This is a genomic window from Halomonas sp. KM072 (assembly GCF_050710315.1).
Classification (GTDB): Bacteria; Pseudomonadota; Gammaproteobacteria; order Pseudomonadales; family Halomonadaceae; genus Vreelandella; species Vreelandella hamiltonii.
Genome location: NZ_CP136132.1, coordinates 3,349,353 through 3,366,084 on the forward strand (window position 1 = coordinate 3,349,353; position 16,732 = coordinate 3,366,084).

Below are 16,732 nucleotides of genomic sequence, written 5' to 3' on the forward strand. Positions count from 1 at the left end.
GCTTGTCTGGCCCTTTGCTATTTCTGAGGAGGGGCGTTTACGGAATTGTCTTCACGCTCCCGTTCTTTTGTAGATTGTTGATCCAAAGTGGCGAGAATTTCCAATGCCTTTCGTTTGGCCTCGGCCACAACTTCGGGCTTCTCCTGCTCTAGGAGCTGATCTAGTGTTCTTGCCATGACTGCAAACCTCGCTTTCTTGCTATCGGATGCCTTCAGAAACTTTCACATGTAAAAGTTTCTGAAGGTCATCGTTCCAATCAGTCGCTTTGTGTGTTGGGCGAATTCTTACCATCATTACTAACCGGCTCCACAAAGTACAAGGGTTTCCCCTTGTTTACGACCATGGGAGGAGTGTCATCGGTTTGAGGGGTAAACATGTAGGCCCAATCGGGCAGATTCTCGCTGATTGCGCCGATGATGGACACTCTGTCCACGGTCACCCCTGCCGGGAAATTCAGTTTCACAGATGAGGCCTTCACGCCGTCAGTTTTGAACGACCAGGCCTGACTACCTCCCAGGAACGCAGGTTCAAAGCCTTGACTTGGCTCTATGATCTGAGAGGAGACATAGCATGTCTTTGAGTAGTGATCGACAGAATCTGGTGCTGGGCATCCCTTATCCTGGTCGATAATAGTTATCTGACTGAACAGAAAAGCGCTTCCGCCCCCAAACACTGCTTTTTGGTCGTAGTTCTCTAGCGTGGCTTCAAACGTATAGCCAAGGCTACCGAGGGCCTTTTTCATTGCGGAGGTAGTCACTTCTGACATCTTCGCACGGGCCTGCACGGCATCTGTCGCCATGCTGGAAGGCATCCAGCCGAACAAAGAGTCTTTCGCGAAGTTCGACGTTGGCTCCAGGGCTGCAAACAAGAGGCTGGCTCCCAGTGCTTCTCCCCCGCTCCAATTTGCTCCTCGATCCCACATGAGGATGTCGGCATTGGAAGCGACCTTGTAAAGCTCGTTTTCTGAAAGGTGCTTTCTCTCCGTATCCCGCGCTTCCGTGATACCCCCGGCCTGAGCGAGGTTGTACGCACGGGATTTAGCCGGTTCATAGGTTGCGGGGTCGGATGACCCGGTGGTTGCACAACCTGCCAATGACAGAACTACAGCAGCAGAAGCTGCAATCTCGATGTATCGTTTCATGGGTTTATCCTCCGTTATCTTTAAAAAGTGTCTCACGACGTTAAGAAAACGCAACCCAAAAACTTTGGTTAATTCATAAAAAACAATGGTTTGTACTGACGGTACAAACTTACCCTAAATTTGGCTTTGCGCCCAAAATGGGCAAGAACACGTGCGTGGTCTAGTGATAGGAGTATTTAGTATGAGGGGGAGTTTTTAACAGGAGATTTCCCAATGTGGACCATACACTCTGTCGGTGATTCGGCATTCTTGGAGCAGGTCTTGATAGCTGTTTCCATGATCACCGGAACTGGCGATTTCACACAGATGGCATCGGTAGGGCTGCTTATCGGTGTCTTAATAGTTTTCTTCCAATCGATTATGAATGGAGCCAAGGAAATACAGATTGGCACTATTTTGGTGGCATGGATTTTCTATGCTATGGCATTTGGACCATCCACGACGGTCCTTATTGAAGATGCGTACTCTGGCGAAGTTCGGGTCGTTGATAATGTCCCAGTGGGGCCAGCAGCGGTTGGTTCGGTTGTCTCAAATGTCGGATATTCAGTTACAAGCCTGTTTGAGCAGGGGTATTCATTTATTTCACCGGGATCGACACAGAATCGATTTGCCGACTCCCTTCACCTGATAAATCAGCTTCAAGATGCTGCCGTTAACCCGGTTGTATTTAAAGCAATGGATAACGCTGTTGGTGGAGAGGGTGTCAACGTCGAGCTTTCAATTCACAACTACATACGAGAATGCACGCTAACAAAAATTGATTTGCATCAAGCGTCAATCCAAGACTTATTTACCGCCCCTGCAATGCAGGCACTTCGTTTTGAATCAGACTTATATGGAACTCGGCTTTATCTTGGTGGCTCTCCCCAGGATTACACTTGTTCTGATGGGTTTGTTGCGCTTAGCAACGCACTCAATGAAGTTAAAGGCAACTATTTGGTTCATGAAGCCATCGAGCGGGGAATGAGAGACGCTAGTGGCGATGTCGCTGGAGTCGGTGTGTCAAATCGCCTTTATGATGCATTAGCGAGTCTTGGTATGACGGGATCTAATGCTCAGGACTACATACTAACAACCGTGCTTAAGCCGATATATGAAGATGCTGCTCAGGGAAAGTATCAGGATATGCGGGATTACTCGTCGGCAATTATGCTTAACCAAGCTATCCAGCAAAGGAATACTCAATGGGCTGCTGAACAATCAATGTTTATGACCATCGTTCGCCCGATGATGACGTTTTTTGAGGGTTTCGTTTATGCCGTAACACCTCTGGCTGCATTCTTTATGTTGATGGGCCGGTTCGGTATCGGCTTGGTCGGAAAGTATTTGGTGACACTCGCATGGATTCAGCTCTGGATGCCGGTTTTGTCAATTATTAACCTCTATATTCATATGTCCGCTACAGGTGCGTTGAGTGCCCTGGAGAACGATCCGTTTTCCACTTTCCACGGGATAAGCGAGGCATACCAGATAACATCTAATTGGCTTGCAACGGGAGGCATGTTGGCTGCGGCCACTCCAGTGATTACTCTGTTCGTTGTAACCGGCTCCACTTACGCAATGACTTCTCTCGCAGGCCGTTTGAATGGCGGTGACCATATCAACGAGAAAATTTCTACTCCCGACGCCATTAAGCCCTCAGCGGCGTTGGACATGATGCCGAAATCTCAATTTGACGACTTCCGAGGGCTTCAACTTACCGGTTCTGAGAGCATGGTAGACAAAGTTAATGTCGGGAACATGCTCAGTAGTGCGGTTAGTTCCTCCCAGGCATCGTCAGCCCAGGCAACACAGTCATTTGCATCCCAGCTTTCTAATTCGGTTTTCTCTGGGGCCTCTGCTGAACAAAGCTACGCTCGTTTACAAGGGCTTGGGCAATCCCTTCGTGCATCTGACTCTTCACAGGCACAGGCGATTTACGGCCAAGCTCAGGATTACGCTCGACAATATGGTTTGAATGAGAGCCATACAGATGCCATTGCTGGGGCGATTGGTATGCAAGCCAGTGCGAACGTTGATGCCGGGCAGGTTGCGGGAGCCCTGTTGGCTGGCCCTGCTGGAATGGCAATAGCGAAGGCAGCACCAGTCGATGTCAAAGGAGGAATTTCTGGTTCGGCAACTTCTACCTCCACCGATCAACGTCAGCAGCTTACAGGCGATATGGACCGGCTTGCCAAGAATGTTGGTTTCACTGACAGCGATTCAGCAGCTTTGACTAGGGATATAGCTCGTCAGGTCAATACGCAGAGTGGTCAGCGCTTTACGAACTCTCTTGGAGAGGAGCAGCGTGAGCAGTTTTCTGAATCCGCGACCCAAGCCATAACAGCACAAAATACTTATCAGCGTCTCGCCAGCGCTCAATCGAGTATTGGAACGACGAGTGCAATGGATATGAGGGCCCTGGCGGAGACAGTAACCAGCAGTCCTGAAGCTCATTCACAGCTAAGAGATGGGATGCGGATGGCTTCACCCGAAACACGCCAACTTGCGGCTGAGAAATCCCAGTTTTATGAAGCGTTGGGAGTGGATTCAGCAAGAGCAACCGCAGGCGGTCAGCTCTATGCGCTTCTTAACTCTGGTAAAGCATCGGAACAGGCTATTGCTGCCGAAACTATCGCAAGTGCTACGGGCAGCGCGACAACCGTGAAAGATTCCAATGCACAGCAAGATCTTTTGGAAAGCTCTCCAGCGATAACGCATGGTATAGGTGCGCGAGAGCTTCAAGAACCTCAGAGCATGTCGAACGAACAAAGAAATCAGGCAAGGGCAGGCGTGCCTGGGGAGAGCGCAGTGCTTCAGCGTCATAACCAAAACCTAAGCAACGTAGAAGCGGCAGACTCTGAAAACAGAGACGACTACCGGGGAGAGCGGCTCGGTGCTCTGAGAAGTCAAATTATGGCGTCTGAAGTCGAGCCATCTACCTCGGCGAGTATCTTCTCTACTACCGAGGGTATTGGCCGGTTCTTCGACCAGGTAGTTGGTGGGGTCAGTGCTGGAGCAGGCGGTTTCTCGGATGATTTTGCAGGTTCGATGGAGCACCTCGCGGCCATGACTCCCCAAGAACGCGACCAGTTTATCGCTGATTCAAACCGTGGCGATCAGTACATCCAGGATGAGTACGGCGTAGCGGGTCATATCGCGACTGGAGCCGCAGACCTGGGGCGTTCGATTATCGGTGCCGGGGTCAGCGGATACACAGCGGCCAAAGAGTGGATTACTGGAGAAAGTGATCTGTCGGAAGCTGCTAAAGACATGTCCATTAGGGAACGTGGGATGTTCTTTGCGGCAGCGTTTGCCAGTGCATCAGAGGAAGGTGCGGAGCACGCACAGCGTTTTGTTGAGCAATATGGTGACGAGTTCCGTGAGATGGCAGCCCAAACGGCTGTTAATGAGCATGGCCTTCAGTCTGAAGCCGGTGCGCAACTGTTTGCGTCGTCGCTACTGGGAGCAAGTGACGGGCGTGAAGCTGAATACAGGCAGCAACTTCAAAGTGAGTTGGGCGGTGACGCCGATCTGGCAAACAAAGCAGCAGACATTATTGAGGCTTCTGCGGGTGCCGGGCGCGAGCAGGCCGGTGGTTATCTGATGCCAGTAAGCCGCTATATGGCTGTACAGAATGGAGAGTAAAGGAGCGTTTCATGAAAAGAGAAGCTGTGGCAGTGATTGATAAGATTATTGGACACGCGGAAGAGGGCGAATTCTTGGCACCCTGCGGGGAGAAGATGAGGATGCGAATATACGCTCATAGAGAAAATATGCGCTCGATCATTCTGACTAATGCTCTGCTTGAAAAGCTGGCGAAGAAAGCGGGTGTAAGGGCGTTCGAAATGAAGATTGCAGCTCTAAGCGTTCGGTTACCAATCGGGCGGAGATATGACACTAGGCGATTAGCGGGAAAAGGGATTGAAATTTTGCTAACTCGATAACTTACCTTAGAGAGCTGGTTTCAACCAGCTCTCTTCTATTGGCCTGTCCAAGGTTGACCGTCCCATTTTTCAAATTGCGATCCTGAGCCATCTGGCGATGTGAACGGAATCCTGTCTATTTGGCTGTCATCCCAAACTGACGAACGATCCTGCTGTGATGAATGTACGTTGCAACCTAATTGTGCGTTCCTTCTGCTAACAGTAAAGCTCAAAATTAACGCGAGCGGAATGAGCGATAATATCAAGCCGCCGATGCCAGCAAGTTTGTAACTAACGAACAAAGTTGAAAGGACGAAGATTAATAGTTTCATAGCCTATTTTCCGATGAAAATTGCCCTAATTTAAATCCTACCCCTGTTCTCTATAAATGCAAGTCGCTCAATATTCTGTTCAAAGAACCATAAAATGATACTGTAAAAAAACACAGTAAAACCCCTTGCATATCCGGGATCTCGTGGTATTTATATTGATATGTTTTGCAATGCTTTGCTTTGATTGAGGAGTAGTTATGTTTGCTGAAAAATGTCTTTGGTTTGTGCTTGCAGGGTTCATTTACTTTGTTATTGGACAGTTGCTGACTTCAGGTGATTTAGCCTATTTTGTACTGTCTGTTGCTGGTGGTGTTGCACTTACTCTGTATCTGCCAACGTCTTACAAGAAGCGATTCACAGAGGGGGCGTAGCAATGTCACCTCTACTTTCAATGTCCGATCTGGATAACCAGGCTGCTCAGATTACTGAGCAGCGCCCAGACCAAAATGTGTTTGAGTTGGATCTCACCCTTTGGAACCTGCTGGCAACTCTCTGCCGCCATGCTCCGAGCGTGGCCAGAGAGCAGTTTTCACTACCACAAAGTACGGTTGTGGCCTTAGCTGTCACGCCATCTCACGAATTGTCCAAGTTGAGTTCAGGCGTAGTTTTAAGCTTTCAGTTACACACGCCAGAACCGGACGTATGTGATTTCTTGGCCGCTGAATACGAGCGTGCTATTCCACCTGGCTTCGCAGGAATGGAGGGTGTGGAGCGAGAGTTTGACGTGACGTACTGGCTGACACTTAGAAACTTGGCTCGCCGAGACGCTCCTATGGCCGCAGCCGCATTTGGTGTCAGCCAGTCACTGGCGAAGGCTGTGGCTGAGGCAACCGACAATCAGATCCGTCAACTGGTAACAGAAATTTGTACAGCCTGCACTCTGCGATTTGGGCCGGAGATTATCGAAGGTCTGTTGCCTTCAGCAGACCTTCGTAAGCATAGACAGGCGTTCTTCATGAAGTATCAGCAGTGCCTGTCGATAGGAGGCAACGTATGAATACCCGTAACAATCCGTTGCACCTGTGGGTTCAAGCACGTGAGATGGCTCTCATGGGATACGTAACCCGCATTATCATTCTGGAGACTGGGTTGACAGATAAACAGGTACGCAGGATTTACCGAGATCTGGAAGATGATGGGATGGAGGTCGGTAAAAACAGGACCTCCAATACCATCAAAAGTGGCGCCTCTTTGGTAACGAATCAGCTTTCCAAGCTCCATGTTTCGCTTCTGATGGGGTTTTATCGACAGATAGGTGGAAGCTCCATTGAATCCTCGACCTGCATTTCGGCACTGAATCGCGCATACCGGATGTATCGTGCAGCAATCACTGAGATAGCGCCTGTCAGCTCGCCGATGGGCAAGGAGGCATTTCAGATGTTCACAATTTCGGATGCTTGGTGCTTAGCGTCGGAGATGCGGTCTGGGGACGCGATGTTTGAGCATTGCTGCGACTGCGGGTGTGAATTTTTCACCTCTGTGAATCAGGCGACGGGAATACACTGCCCGCACTGTTTTCAGCCTCAGAATGCGAAGGGTGCGGCGATGCCAGCGGTTGAAGTCTTCGCTGAGCCAGCTTGAGTTACCTTTGAAAAACTTTCACATGTGAAAGAAAATTTGGCCAATTTAACGTTATGCGCCCAAAACGGTAAATTACACATCCGCTGGGAGCGCCGGATGCTCGATATGATCTCTCGAAAAGATTTTCGGAGAGGTCATTATGCGAAATTCACCAGGCTTGATGAGAGCCATTGCCTACCTTTTAACTATCACCACGACTCTGATGCCCCTTCACGGCGTGGCTCAAGAGTCACCTGAAGTTGATAGCCAGGACTTTTTAAGTCAGCTCGGTCGCGAAGGCCAGAATCTGGGTATGGAGCTTGGTAACGAAGCCAAAAACACTCCAGCCAAGGTCCAGAACGGGCAAATCACTGTGCCCACCAAGGACGAAAATGGCAACCTACAATACCAGGGCGGCACCCAATTCAGCGTTCAAAGCCTGTACCCAGGTAGCAACCCTTCCAACGTCTCCGTCCAGAACGAGTACTTCTCTGATGGCATAGTCCCTGACCTCGAACAACTTCAGGGAATCTATGACTCGGAAGAGGGAATGGGCGAAACCGGTAGCGAGGCCAAAGACTCGCTCTGGGAGGATGCCTACAGTGACACCCCTTCCATCTCAGGTGCGGCGTATAAGGTTCTGGTGGATTCCTCAAACGAGAGTCGCCCGGATTTCAGCTCCGACCCGATGTTGGGGCTCACCAACGCCACATACGAAAACATTGACGTGATTGCTGAGGGCTTCGGTGACTGTTCCGCCGAAACAACCTTCGATGAAATCACCATGTCGGTACATAACCCGGAGTACGAAACCTGCGACCGTGTGACCGACAAAAGCGCCACCTGCGAGGTCATCCACGACTATGAAGCGGCAGTGGTCAAGCACCATGACGGTCCATACAACATTTCACCATGCGATGGGGCTGGCGGTGGATGTTCTGACGTGTGGATCGGCAAGGTCGGGGACAACTACTGGAGTGGTAGCTGCTCGATTTACGAGGAATTCACGGAAATCAAAGTCGTCAATCCTGCTGCCATTACTCAGGCTACGCTCATACGTGCCAAGTGGGATGACTACATGCAGATATGGATTGGTGAGCCAGGTCAAGAAGTAAAGGTCTGGTCTGGCCCCAATAACAATTTTCCGCCCGAGACAGCCGGTAAGTGTGAGCTGAGTACAAGCTGGGACCAAAATCCTAACCTCGACCTGACCAGTTACTTCCGTAACGCGCCGGAAGACTCGGTGATTCGATTCAAAATTCGCGTATCAGTCTCCGGCGAGGGTGAAGGCTTCGGGAAGATTCGCATTAAGTACGACCCCTCCAAAGCCATCATCAAAGATGAATGGTCACCGGATAGCTGCATCGAATCAGCTACTGGCGTGGTGGACGGCTTTGCAGAGGGAAGTCTGACCTGCGTGAACGATCCTCGTGACGCGGAAGGCTGCACCTACACGAATGGCATCAAAATCTGCGAGGACAGCCTGAAGCCTTCTCCCATCCCTGGTATCCCCAACCTTTGCAAGAAAGTCGCCGTAGATGCCGACTTCGATTTCTATAAGGGGGATATGGAGTGCTACACCGATGTCAACGGTGAAGAGCAGTGCCCCGTCAACGAGGGCGGTAATCTAAATACGTGCCAGCAGTACGAAGAAAACCCTCAGTGCGGCTTTATCAGCTCAGAGTGTGTTGAAGGTGCCCAAGGTAACTCCGGTGTGTGCTACGTCAAAGAGGAGACATGGGATTGCGGGAGTAGTGTGGACATCGACACCGTTGAGAAAAACACCGAATACCAGTGTGGGGGCGCTATTCGCTGCATGGGGGACGACTGCCTCGACCCGACACAATCCAACGACCAGACCGCGAACTTCGCGAAAGCCTCAGCGTTGCTGAACGCTGCTCAGTTTATGACTCAGGACATGAGCTGCACCGGCCAAGATGACGATGGCAATGCGACTGGGGATGAGAACGTGACCTGCACCGCGTTCGGTGGTGAGGCGGGGGAATGCAAGATTGCCGTCGGCGGAGTTTCAGACTGCTGTGAGAAACCCTCCAACGTGAGCATGGCTGATTACCTGATGATGATTCGCCAGGTTCCGAAGCTTGATGGTGCAGTCTTGGCGCTTGAGGACACCAACATCATCAAAAGCTCGTACCAAACTCTTCGTGAGCCCGTCATGAACGCTTGGACGGAGGTGTCTCAGCCGTTTACAAACTACATGGATAACATTTCTGGTGCCGTTGAGGAGATATGGTCGCCCATCGAGGAACTGAAGAACCAGCTCATAGAAAAGCTGAAAGAGCAGGCTAAAGGTATGTTGCAGGACGTGATGGGTAATTTGGCCCAGGATGGCGCGACCGAGGCGGCAGCCACTGCTACGGCAGATAGAGCGGCTGAGGAGGCAATGACTGAAATGGCGAACCAAGCCGCTTCTATGCTGGGTGCGGCGATGACGGTCTACACGGTGTACGTGGTCGCTGTGGCCGTAATTCAAATGGTCTACGCCTGTGAGCAGGAAGAGCTGGAGATGAACACCAAGCGGGCAACGGATAGCTGCACCTACGTTGGCTCCTACTGTAAGGAAGAGGTTCTTGGGGCCTGTATCGAGAAGCGTAAAGCGTACTGCTGCTTCAATTCACCGCTGTCTCGAATCATCCAGGAACAGGTTCGGCCTCAGTTTGGTCAGGACTTCGGAACTCCTAAGAATCCGAGTTGTGGAGGTATTCCCTTTGAGCAAATCGCTCAAATCAATTGGGATGAGGTAAATCTCGATGAGTGGCTGGCTATTCTTCAGCAGAACGGTCAGTTCCCCAGTGGAGCCAATTTATCTATGGATGCCCTCACAGGTTCTGGCAGCGTCTTCAATGTTGATGGGGACCGTTTGCCTGCTGATCAGCGTGCAATGGATCGCGTTGATGACATAGACGTGGACGCAAAGCGTCGGGAGGCAATGGACAAAATAGAAGTGAATCCGGGCGGTCCGGGAAGCTAACGATAAAAATACTGAAAAACTGCCTTATGCGCCCAAAATGGTAAAAAGCGCGTTCTTCGGTCAAAGGTAGTTAAACCGAAAATAGCTCCTAGAGAAATCGAAGGAGCTATTGTTTATGAAATCCCAAAAGAAAGATCGAGGGGCTGGCGTCGAGTCAGACGTGCTTTTAACGGTACGTGATGTCCAACAACTTTTACGCATTTCCAATCCGACGCTGAGCCGCATTCGGGCAGATAAGAACGCTGATTTTCCAAAACCCATTGCCGTAACCACAAAAGCGGTCCGCTGGAAGCGCGCCGACGTAGAGGATTGGCTTGAGCGTCGGAAGGTGGATTGATGGGAGGCAAGCCGTTTACTGCCTACCATCAAAGTCTTATTGAGCAGGCAGAAAATCAAGAGCTGAACCCTGAAACATGGTTCATGCCGCAATTGTTTTGCCAACTTAGCCCATTACCGGCGGCCAATACTGATAAAAACCTTTTTCAGCGCACCAATGGCAATGTCAAAGTATCGGTATTGTCCAGCGAGCGTGTTCCCGCAGGGGGCCTGGTAAGGCTTTTGTTGGCATGGTTAACCACACAAGCCAAGCGACAGAGGAGTCCTGAGCTAGCGATTGATACAAGCCAAAGCCAGTTCCTGAAAAGTCTTGGACTAAGCAATAGTGGTCGATATGCAGCTCTACTGCGCGAACAGGTCAATCGTTTGGCTCGCGCTACATTTCAGATAGAGAGAGTGGTTGGAAACGGGGTAGAAATTGAGAATATTCTTGTATCCCGTAAGGCGCTTATCTCAATGCGCCATGGCAAAAATTCAAGCTGGTCATCAACAATCAGCCTGGATGAAGAGTTCTACCAAAGCATTTTGAGCAATGCTGTGCCAGTTTCCGCCCACGCGATCAAAGCTTTGACTAAAAACCCGCTCGCCATCGATTTCTACTGTTGGTGGAATTGGCGAGTCCACTCGATGTCGCGCAGAAGGCAGATTGAAATCCCGCTTGATGCCCTGAAGCTTCAGTTCAGCAGTGAAACGAAGGAGCGGAGAGACTTCCGTCGAAAGCTGGAAAATGCCGCTATATTAGCGTCTATTTTCCATCATGAGATTTTCAACAGCACGCTTTTTCAAAGCGATAAACTGATAATTACCAAGACGAACCCTCATATCGCCCCTAAGTGAAAAAGCCTCGGGGCGAATCCTTCTTTGTTCGCATCTCCTCATTCAAAGCCCTATCTCGTCTACTTCGATTACGGTAATTATGATAATTACAGCCCCTACGGGCGGTATTCTGGTTGAGTCGAATTCGCTCCCATGGTGGATAACCCTGTTTATAACCAATGTTATCCACGTCACTAGCGCCACGCAGTAGCCAAGCCTGTGAAATCAAGGGCTCCGGCGAGTTTTGGCAAGTTATCCACGACACTAGCGCCACGCCAGTCACGTCACTAGCGCCACGCCTGTACGACACTAGCGCCACGCCTATAATTGATTTTTTAACAATAAACCAATGAATCTAAAGGAAAAATCGTTGCATTGGACAGTCTGCAAGTAGTTCTTTCAAGTAGTTTTAAACAAATAATAAATTACAACTATTGGTGACAGGGGAAATGTGGACAGTTAGTCGGTCGGACTGACGTAGGCACTTTCCAGAAAATTTTCTCAATTCCGCTCAAACCGCCCAAAATGGGCAAAAGCAGACCCGTCGTTTCGTACCTCTCTCCTTCATCATAAACCCATCAAAGCGAATCAAAGACAATGTGGGTGAATGATGTCTGAAACAGAACAGTTATCGTGCGTGATGAATGAATTGGCAGAAATCAAAAAAATCTTGGCTGATTTCGTTTCGGGAACAGCGTCGAACGACACCAGTAACGTGAACCTCCCTCCTTCTGGAAAGGAGTATCTTACTGTCGATGAGGCGGCAGCTTTGATCGGTTCAAAGCGGAGCTATATCTACAAGCTGACTCATGAGAAGCGAATCAGCTTTACAAAGCCGGGGGGGAATCGTGTATTGATTAAACGCTCGGACCTTTTGGATTGGGTTGAGGCCAACCGCATCAAATCTCAGAAGGATGTGCAGAACGACGTTGAGGAGTTTATGAAGAACTCTCGCCGTCCTGGACGTAAAGCGCCTAAGCGATAGCCATGGGGACTGCCTGCCCGCAATGGGAGCATCTGTTATTCTCACTTTCACGCTCTTTGAATATGTCTGGAAAGCTTCTCATGGCCGTTACTCGACGGCTTTCGAGAATATCAGCATAGTCTTCAGTTGTTCTCAGCTCTGAGTGTCCAAGGAGCCGAGAAAGAGAATAAATATCAACACCACGGTTAAGTTGGGCTACGGCGAATGTATGTCTCCCGACGTGAAACGTGACATGCTTTGTTATTCCAGCTCTCATTGCCCACTTCTCTAAAGCGACATTAAAGTAGCTGTTGTATTTTAGGCCGACGAACACTCTGTCTTCTGGTTCGCCCTTTCGATCTATATCCAACAGCTTTACAGCCGAATCTGGAAGGTCCAGATATACAAGGGATTTTCCACCGTTCTTAAGCTTTTTCTGGTCAAAAATGATTCGATAGTGGCCAGGCTCAAACTCTTCGATTTCACTCCATGTGAGTTTATTGATGTCACTCCACCGGAGACCGGTAGTGCAACTGAACAAAAAAGCCCGCTTCAGGACATCGTAGCGACATTCCGCTTTTGTCAACGCTCGAACCTCATCCAGTGAGAGGTAGGTTCGCTTAGTGTTCTCTGGCTTGACACTTTTCACTCGTTGAACCGGATTATCCCTGATGATGCCCTCTCGATATGCTTCATTCAGAGCAGCTCGGATCTTATTGAAGTAGCTCGATGCAGTATTTTTGGCAAGCTTGGTTTTCGATTTGGTGAGCTTCTCCTCCAGTAGGTACTTCCGTAAGCCTTCAAGAAACTGCTTATCAATCTCCTCAAAGGTGAGTTCAGCTCTGCCGTGGTAGTTTCTGAGGTGCTTACCTGCCGAGATCCAGATTGAATAATTAGATGCGCTTCCGGATTCTTTGGTCGAGGTTAATTGGTCGTAGTAGTCGAAGAAGCTTGAGGCCAGTTTCACGCGGTCTTCAAGCTGGAATTTATTGGCATGTGCTTCAACGAGACGTGCAGACCTCGCAGCTTCTGCCTGACGCATCATCTCCTTGTTGTGCTGCCGCTCAGCCTGGGTCTTGGGGTTGTGATACACGTACAGCTCAAGAGGCTCGTAATCCCGCTTAGGCCGCTTTTTTCCGTCCTCCCCTTCGACCACACCGTAGTAGTACACCAGGCGAAGCTGCTGTAGCCCCTTCGAGTTGGGGTTCCTCTTGTTAACAGATACCTTCATGTTTGCTCCAATTTTGATCCCATTGCTCCCGAATTCTAACCTTGGAGCAAATCGGGATCAATTTATAGTGAAACGGAGCAAATTAGAAGAAAACGCGGGAAAAAGGTTTTTGAGGTAAAAGCGAATATTGTCCTTAGAAAACAATAAGTTATTTTGATATGTTTTGATAGGTTTCACGGGGCTTTACCACTTCAGAATGAGGTTCACTTCCCGATGCAGAAGCTCCCGAATATCTCTCCCAGCAGATCGTCGGCACTGAACTCGCCGGTAATCTCTCCCAGTGCCTGCTGGGCATCGCGAAGATCTTCGGCCAATAGTTCGCCTGCTCCGTAGCCTTCCAACTGAGTGCGCCCTGCTTCCAACGCGGCCATGGCACGGTCCAGAGCGTCCAGATGGCGGCGGCGCGCCGAGAAACGACCTTCGGTAGTGGCGGAAAAGCCCATCACCTCTTTCAAGTGGGCTTTCAAGTTATCCACACCTGCCCCCGTTTTGGCCGAGAGCCTGACGATGGGAGTGCCTGTGGGTAACTCAGATGCTTCGAGCCCTGGCGCTTCGGCGCTGCTGTCGATCTTGTTGCGTACCAGGGTCAATCGCTGCTGGTCCGGCAGGCGGGCCACGAATTCGGGCCAGATGGCCATGGGGTCCGTTGCCTGGGTAAGCGAGGCATCGACCAGCAGCAGTACGCGGTCGGCTTTCTCGATCTCTTCCCAGGCCCGGGCAACGCCAATTTTTTCTACCGCGTCCGGCGTATCGCGCAGGCCAGCTGTATCGATAATATGCAGTGGCATGCCGTCCAGATGAATGTATTCGCGCAGCACGTCACGGGTAGTGCCCGCAATGTCCGTGACGATGGCCGTATCCTGCTCGGTCAGCGCATTGAGCAGGCTGGACTTGCCCGCATTGGGGCGCCCTGCAATCACCACGCTCATGCCTTCACGCAGCAAGGCGCCTTGGCCGGCGGCCTGGCGCACACGCACCAGTGCCTGCTGCACCTGCTCAAGATGCGTTGCCACGTGGCCATCGGCAAGAAAGTCGATCTCTTCTTCTGGGAAGTCGATGGCGGCCTCTACATAGACACGCAGCTCGATCAACTGCTGAACCAGCCCAGAAACGCGCTGTGAAAACTCGCCTTGCAGCGAGCGAAGGGCATTTTCGGCCGCCGAGCGTGAGCTGGCATCGATCAGGTCGGCAATCGCCTCGGCCTGGGCCAGGTCCAGCTTGTCATTCAAGAACGCGCGTTCGGAGAATTCGCCAGGCCGAGCCAGGCGGGCGCCCAGGGCGAGGCAGCGCTCCAGCAGCATATCCATGATCACGGGGCCACCGTGCCCCTGCAGCTCCAGCACGTCCTCCCCGGTAAAGGAGTTAGGCCCGGCAAACAGCAGCGCAATGCCTTCGTCGATAATGCCTTGAGCACCGTTGAAGGGGCCGTAATAGGCATGACGCGGGGGAGGGCATTGCCCTAGTATGGCCTGAGCGATATGGCGGCTTTCCGGGCCAGATACGCGGATGATGCCCACGCCGCCGCGCCCTGGGGGGGTGGCCAGGGCGGTAATCGTGTCTTGGGTATAGAGTCGTTCAGCCATAACGCGTCCTGGAGATCAAAAAAGAGAGTGTATCGTGTATGCAGCGGAAGAAAAGGGCAGGCCTGAAACGCCAGACCCCCGCTTTAGCGGGGGTCTGGTGAAGAACAGGATGAAAGGCTACTTGGTGCGCATCCCTTTGCCCACGTTGGGGTCTTTCTCGATATTGCGGGTAATCACGTACTGCTGGGCTACCGAGATGATGTTGTTCACCACCCAGTAGATGACCAGACCCGCCGGGAACCACAGGAAGAAGAACGTGAAGATAATGGGCAGCATCTTCATGATCTTGGCCTGCATGGGATCCGGAGGCGTCGGGTTGAGCAGCTGCTGAACGTACATCGATACACCCATCAGGATGGGCAGAATGAAGTACGGATCTTTCACCGACAGATCCTGGATCCACAGCATGAACGGCGCATGGCGAAGTTCAACGGATTCCAGCAGCATCCAGTACAGCGCGATGAAGACCGGCATCTGGATGAGGATCGGCAAGCAGCCACCCAGCGGGTTGATCTTCTCTTTCTGGTAGAACTTCATCATCTCTTGAGACATTTTCTGGCGGTCATCGCCATAAAGCTCTTTGAGACGCTGCATCTCCGGCCCGAGCTTGCGCATCCGAGCCATGGACTTGTAGGCCTTGGCTGAAAGCGGGAATAGCGCGAGCTTGACCAGCACGGTCAGCAGAACGATGGACCAGCCCCAGTTGCCGACTACGTCATGAATCTTGTCGAGCAGCCAGAACAGCGGATTGGCAATGAACCACAGCCAGCCGTAGTCCACGGTCAGACGCAGATTCGGTGCCACCTGCTCAAGGTACTCCTGGACCTTGGGCCCCATGTAGAGGGTAGCCCCCAGAGTGGCTTCGCCTTCGGCGGCCACGCTGGTCACCGGCCCTGCAAAGGCGGCAACGTTGCGGTTTCTGGAGTCGGTGGTCGCGTAATACAGGTTCTGCTGATTCTGAGCAGGTGCCCAGGCAGAGACGAAGTAGTGCTGAATGATGGCTACCCAGCCACCTTGGGCCTCACGGTTCTCGAACCGACCGCGCTGGATATCATCGAAATCGACTTTTTCGTAGCGGTTATCGGGTGACGAGTAGGCAGCGCCCAGATAAGAGCTCATGCCCATGGCGACGCCACTGGAGGGGTCCGGGCTGTTATCGCGAGCCAGTTGGCCAATGAAACGGGCACTGACCGGTTCATCAGTGTTGTTGGCCAGGTAATAGCTGACATTGACCGCATAGCTGCCGCGCTCGAAGGTCAGACGCTTGATCACGTCAACGCCGTTGACTTCTGCCGTCAGGTTGACGGTGAGCTCTTGCTCGTCGTTACCCAGGCGGTATTCGGTGTTTTCAGGCGTAAACGTGATGCGACTTGCCTGGCCATCCAGCTGCAGGCCAGAGCGCGCTACGTAGCTGCGCGTGGCGTTATCCGACAGCAACACGTAGTTGCGTTCAGAGTCCAGCGTCAGCTTGTGCTGTGGCAGAGCGGCATACACGATATCCCCACCAAAGGGGTCGATGCGTACGTCCAGCACATCGGTAGTGACGGCGATGAAGTCACGACTGGCGGTCGAGCTTGGCGAGTCGCTCATGCCTTCATCGATAGCGGTCTGAGGTGCGGAAGTACTGGGAACGGAAAGATCGTCGCTGCCGCCTTCACTCTCAGGTGCCCCATTGCTTGTCTGGGTCATTTCGGGAGTGGAGTCGTAGCTGGTCTGCCCGTAATCCTGATTCCACTGTACAACCAGTAGGTAGGCAAGCACTGCCAATGGAATCAGTAATAAAAGTCGTTTTACGTCCATGAGGGTTCTGCCCGATGGGTGGTGAACATGCTAATGGCGCAGTGTCATTTGCTCGGCCCATGACACACGAAA

14 protein-coding genes are annotated in these 16,732 nt (G+C 51.5%); 9 read left to right on the plus strand and 5 right to left on the minus strand.

Annotated features, from left to right (window positions below; genetic code table 11):
- Positions 1–17 precede the first annotated feature (17 nt).
- Both RVM26_RS15930 and RVM26_RS15935 read right to left on the minus strand, forming a co-directional pair.
- A complete protein-coding gene (locus RVM26_RS15930; protein WP_490391126.1) occupies positions 18–176 on the minus strand; it encodes a hypothetical protein in 159 nt (52 codons plus the stop codon).
- Between the two features lie 80 nt (positions 177–256).
- Positions 257–1,141, minus strand: a complete 885-nt coding sequence (locus tag RVM26_RS15935; protein WP_292048502.1) for a hypothetical protein — start codon at positions 1,139–1,141, stop codon at positions 257–259.
- Between the two features lie 213 nt (positions 1,142–1,354).
- On the opposite strand from RVM26_RS15935, the gene RVM26_RS15940 reads away from it, so the two are divergent.
- The 9 genes from RVM26_RS15940 (at position 1,355) to RVM26_RS15980 (ending at position 12,067) form a co-directional block, all read left to right on the plus strand.
- Positions 1,355–4,768, plus strand: a complete 3,414-nt coding sequence (locus RVM26_RS15940) for a conjugal transfer protein TraG N-terminal domain-containing protein (protein WP_490391125.1) — start codon at positions 1,355–1,357, stop codon at positions 4,766–4,768.
- Between the two features lie 11 nt (positions 4,769–4,779).
- Positions 4,780–5,067, plus strand: a complete 288-nt coding sequence (locus RVM26_RS15945; protein WP_490391124.1) for a hypothetical protein — start codon at positions 4,780–4,782, stop codon at positions 5,065–5,067.
- A 508-nt stretch (positions 5,068–5,575) separates the two neighbouring features.
- Positions 5,576–5,749 (plus strand): hypothetical protein, encoded by a 174-nt coding sequence (locus RVM26_RS15950; protein ID WP_490391123.1) that lies wholly within the window; start codon positions 5,576–5,578, stop codon positions 5,747–5,749.
- Positions 5,750–5,751: 2 nt separating this feature from the next.
- Positions 5,752–6,375: a flagellar transcriptional regulator FlhD gene (locus tag RVM26_RS15955; RefSeq protein ID WP_490391122.1), complete on the plus strand. Its 624-nt coding sequence runs from the start codon at positions 5,752–5,754 to the stop codon at positions 6,373–6,375.
- Positions 6,372–6,959: a FlhC family transcriptional regulator gene (locus RVM26_RS15960; RefSeq protein WP_490391121.1), complete on the plus strand. Its 588-nt coding sequence runs from the start codon at positions 6,372–6,374 to the stop codon at positions 6,957–6,959. Before RVM26_RS15955 ends, RVM26_RS15960 begins: the two co-directional genes overlap by 4 nt.
- A gap of 139 nt (positions 6,960–7,098) precedes the next feature.
- A complete protein-coding gene (gene traN, locus RVM26_RS15965; protein WP_490391120.1) occupies positions 7,099–9,930 on the plus strand; it encodes a conjugal transfer mating pair stabilization protein TraN in 2,832 nt (943 codons plus the stop codon).
- 115 nt (positions 9,931–10,045) lie between these two features.
- Complete coding sequence (locus tag RVM26_RS15970) at positions 10,046–10,267, plus strand: helix-turn-helix transcriptional regulator (protein WP_068811997.1); 222 nt, start codon at positions 10,046–10,048, stop codon at positions 10,265–10,267.
- Entirely contained in the window at positions 10,267–11,103 is an 837-nt protein-coding gene (locus RVM26_RS15975) for a replication protein RepA (RefSeq protein ID WP_490391119.1), read from the plus strand. The genes RVM26_RS15970 and RVM26_RS15975 overlap by 1 nt, the downstream gene beginning before the upstream one ends.
- A 586-nt stretch (positions 11,104–11,689) precedes the next feature.
- The gene (locus RVM26_RS15980; RefSeq protein WP_229694632.1) at positions 11,690–12,067 is read left to right on the plus strand and encodes a helix-turn-helix domain-containing protein; all 378 of its coding nucleotides are present in this window, start codon (positions 11,690–11,692) and stop codon (positions 12,065–12,067) included.
- On the opposite strand, the gene RVM26_RS15985 is transcribed toward RVM26_RS15980, so the two are convergent.
- The 3 genes from RVM26_RS15985 to yidC all read right to left on the minus strand — a co-directional run bounded on the left by RVM26_RS15985 (position 12,057) and on the right by yidC (position 16,660).
- Positions 12,057–13,277 carry a site-specific integrase gene (locus RVM26_RS15985; RefSeq protein ID WP_068812299.1) on the minus strand — a complete coding sequence of 407 codons (1,221 nt, stop codon included), beginning with the start codon at positions 13,275–13,277 and terminating at the stop codon, positions 12,057–12,059. The two genes, RVM26_RS15980 and RVM26_RS15985, sit on opposite strands and share 11 nt — an antisense overlap.
- Before the next feature lie 203 nt (positions 13,278–13,480).
- On the minus strand, positions 13,481–14,860 hold the full coding sequence (gene mnmE / locus RVM26_RS15990) for a tRNA modification GTPase (RefSeq protein ID WP_498939645.1): 1,380 nt from the start codon (positions 14,858–14,860) through the stop codon (positions 13,481–13,483).
- 117 nt (positions 14,861–14,977) lie between these two features.
- Positions 14,978–16,660 (minus strand): membrane protein insertase YidC, encoded by a 1,683-nt coding sequence (gene yidC, locus RVM26_RS15995; protein WP_498939647.1) that lies wholly within the window; start codon positions 16,658–16,660, stop codon positions 14,978–14,980.
- Positions 16,661–16,732 lie beyond the last annotated feature (72 nt).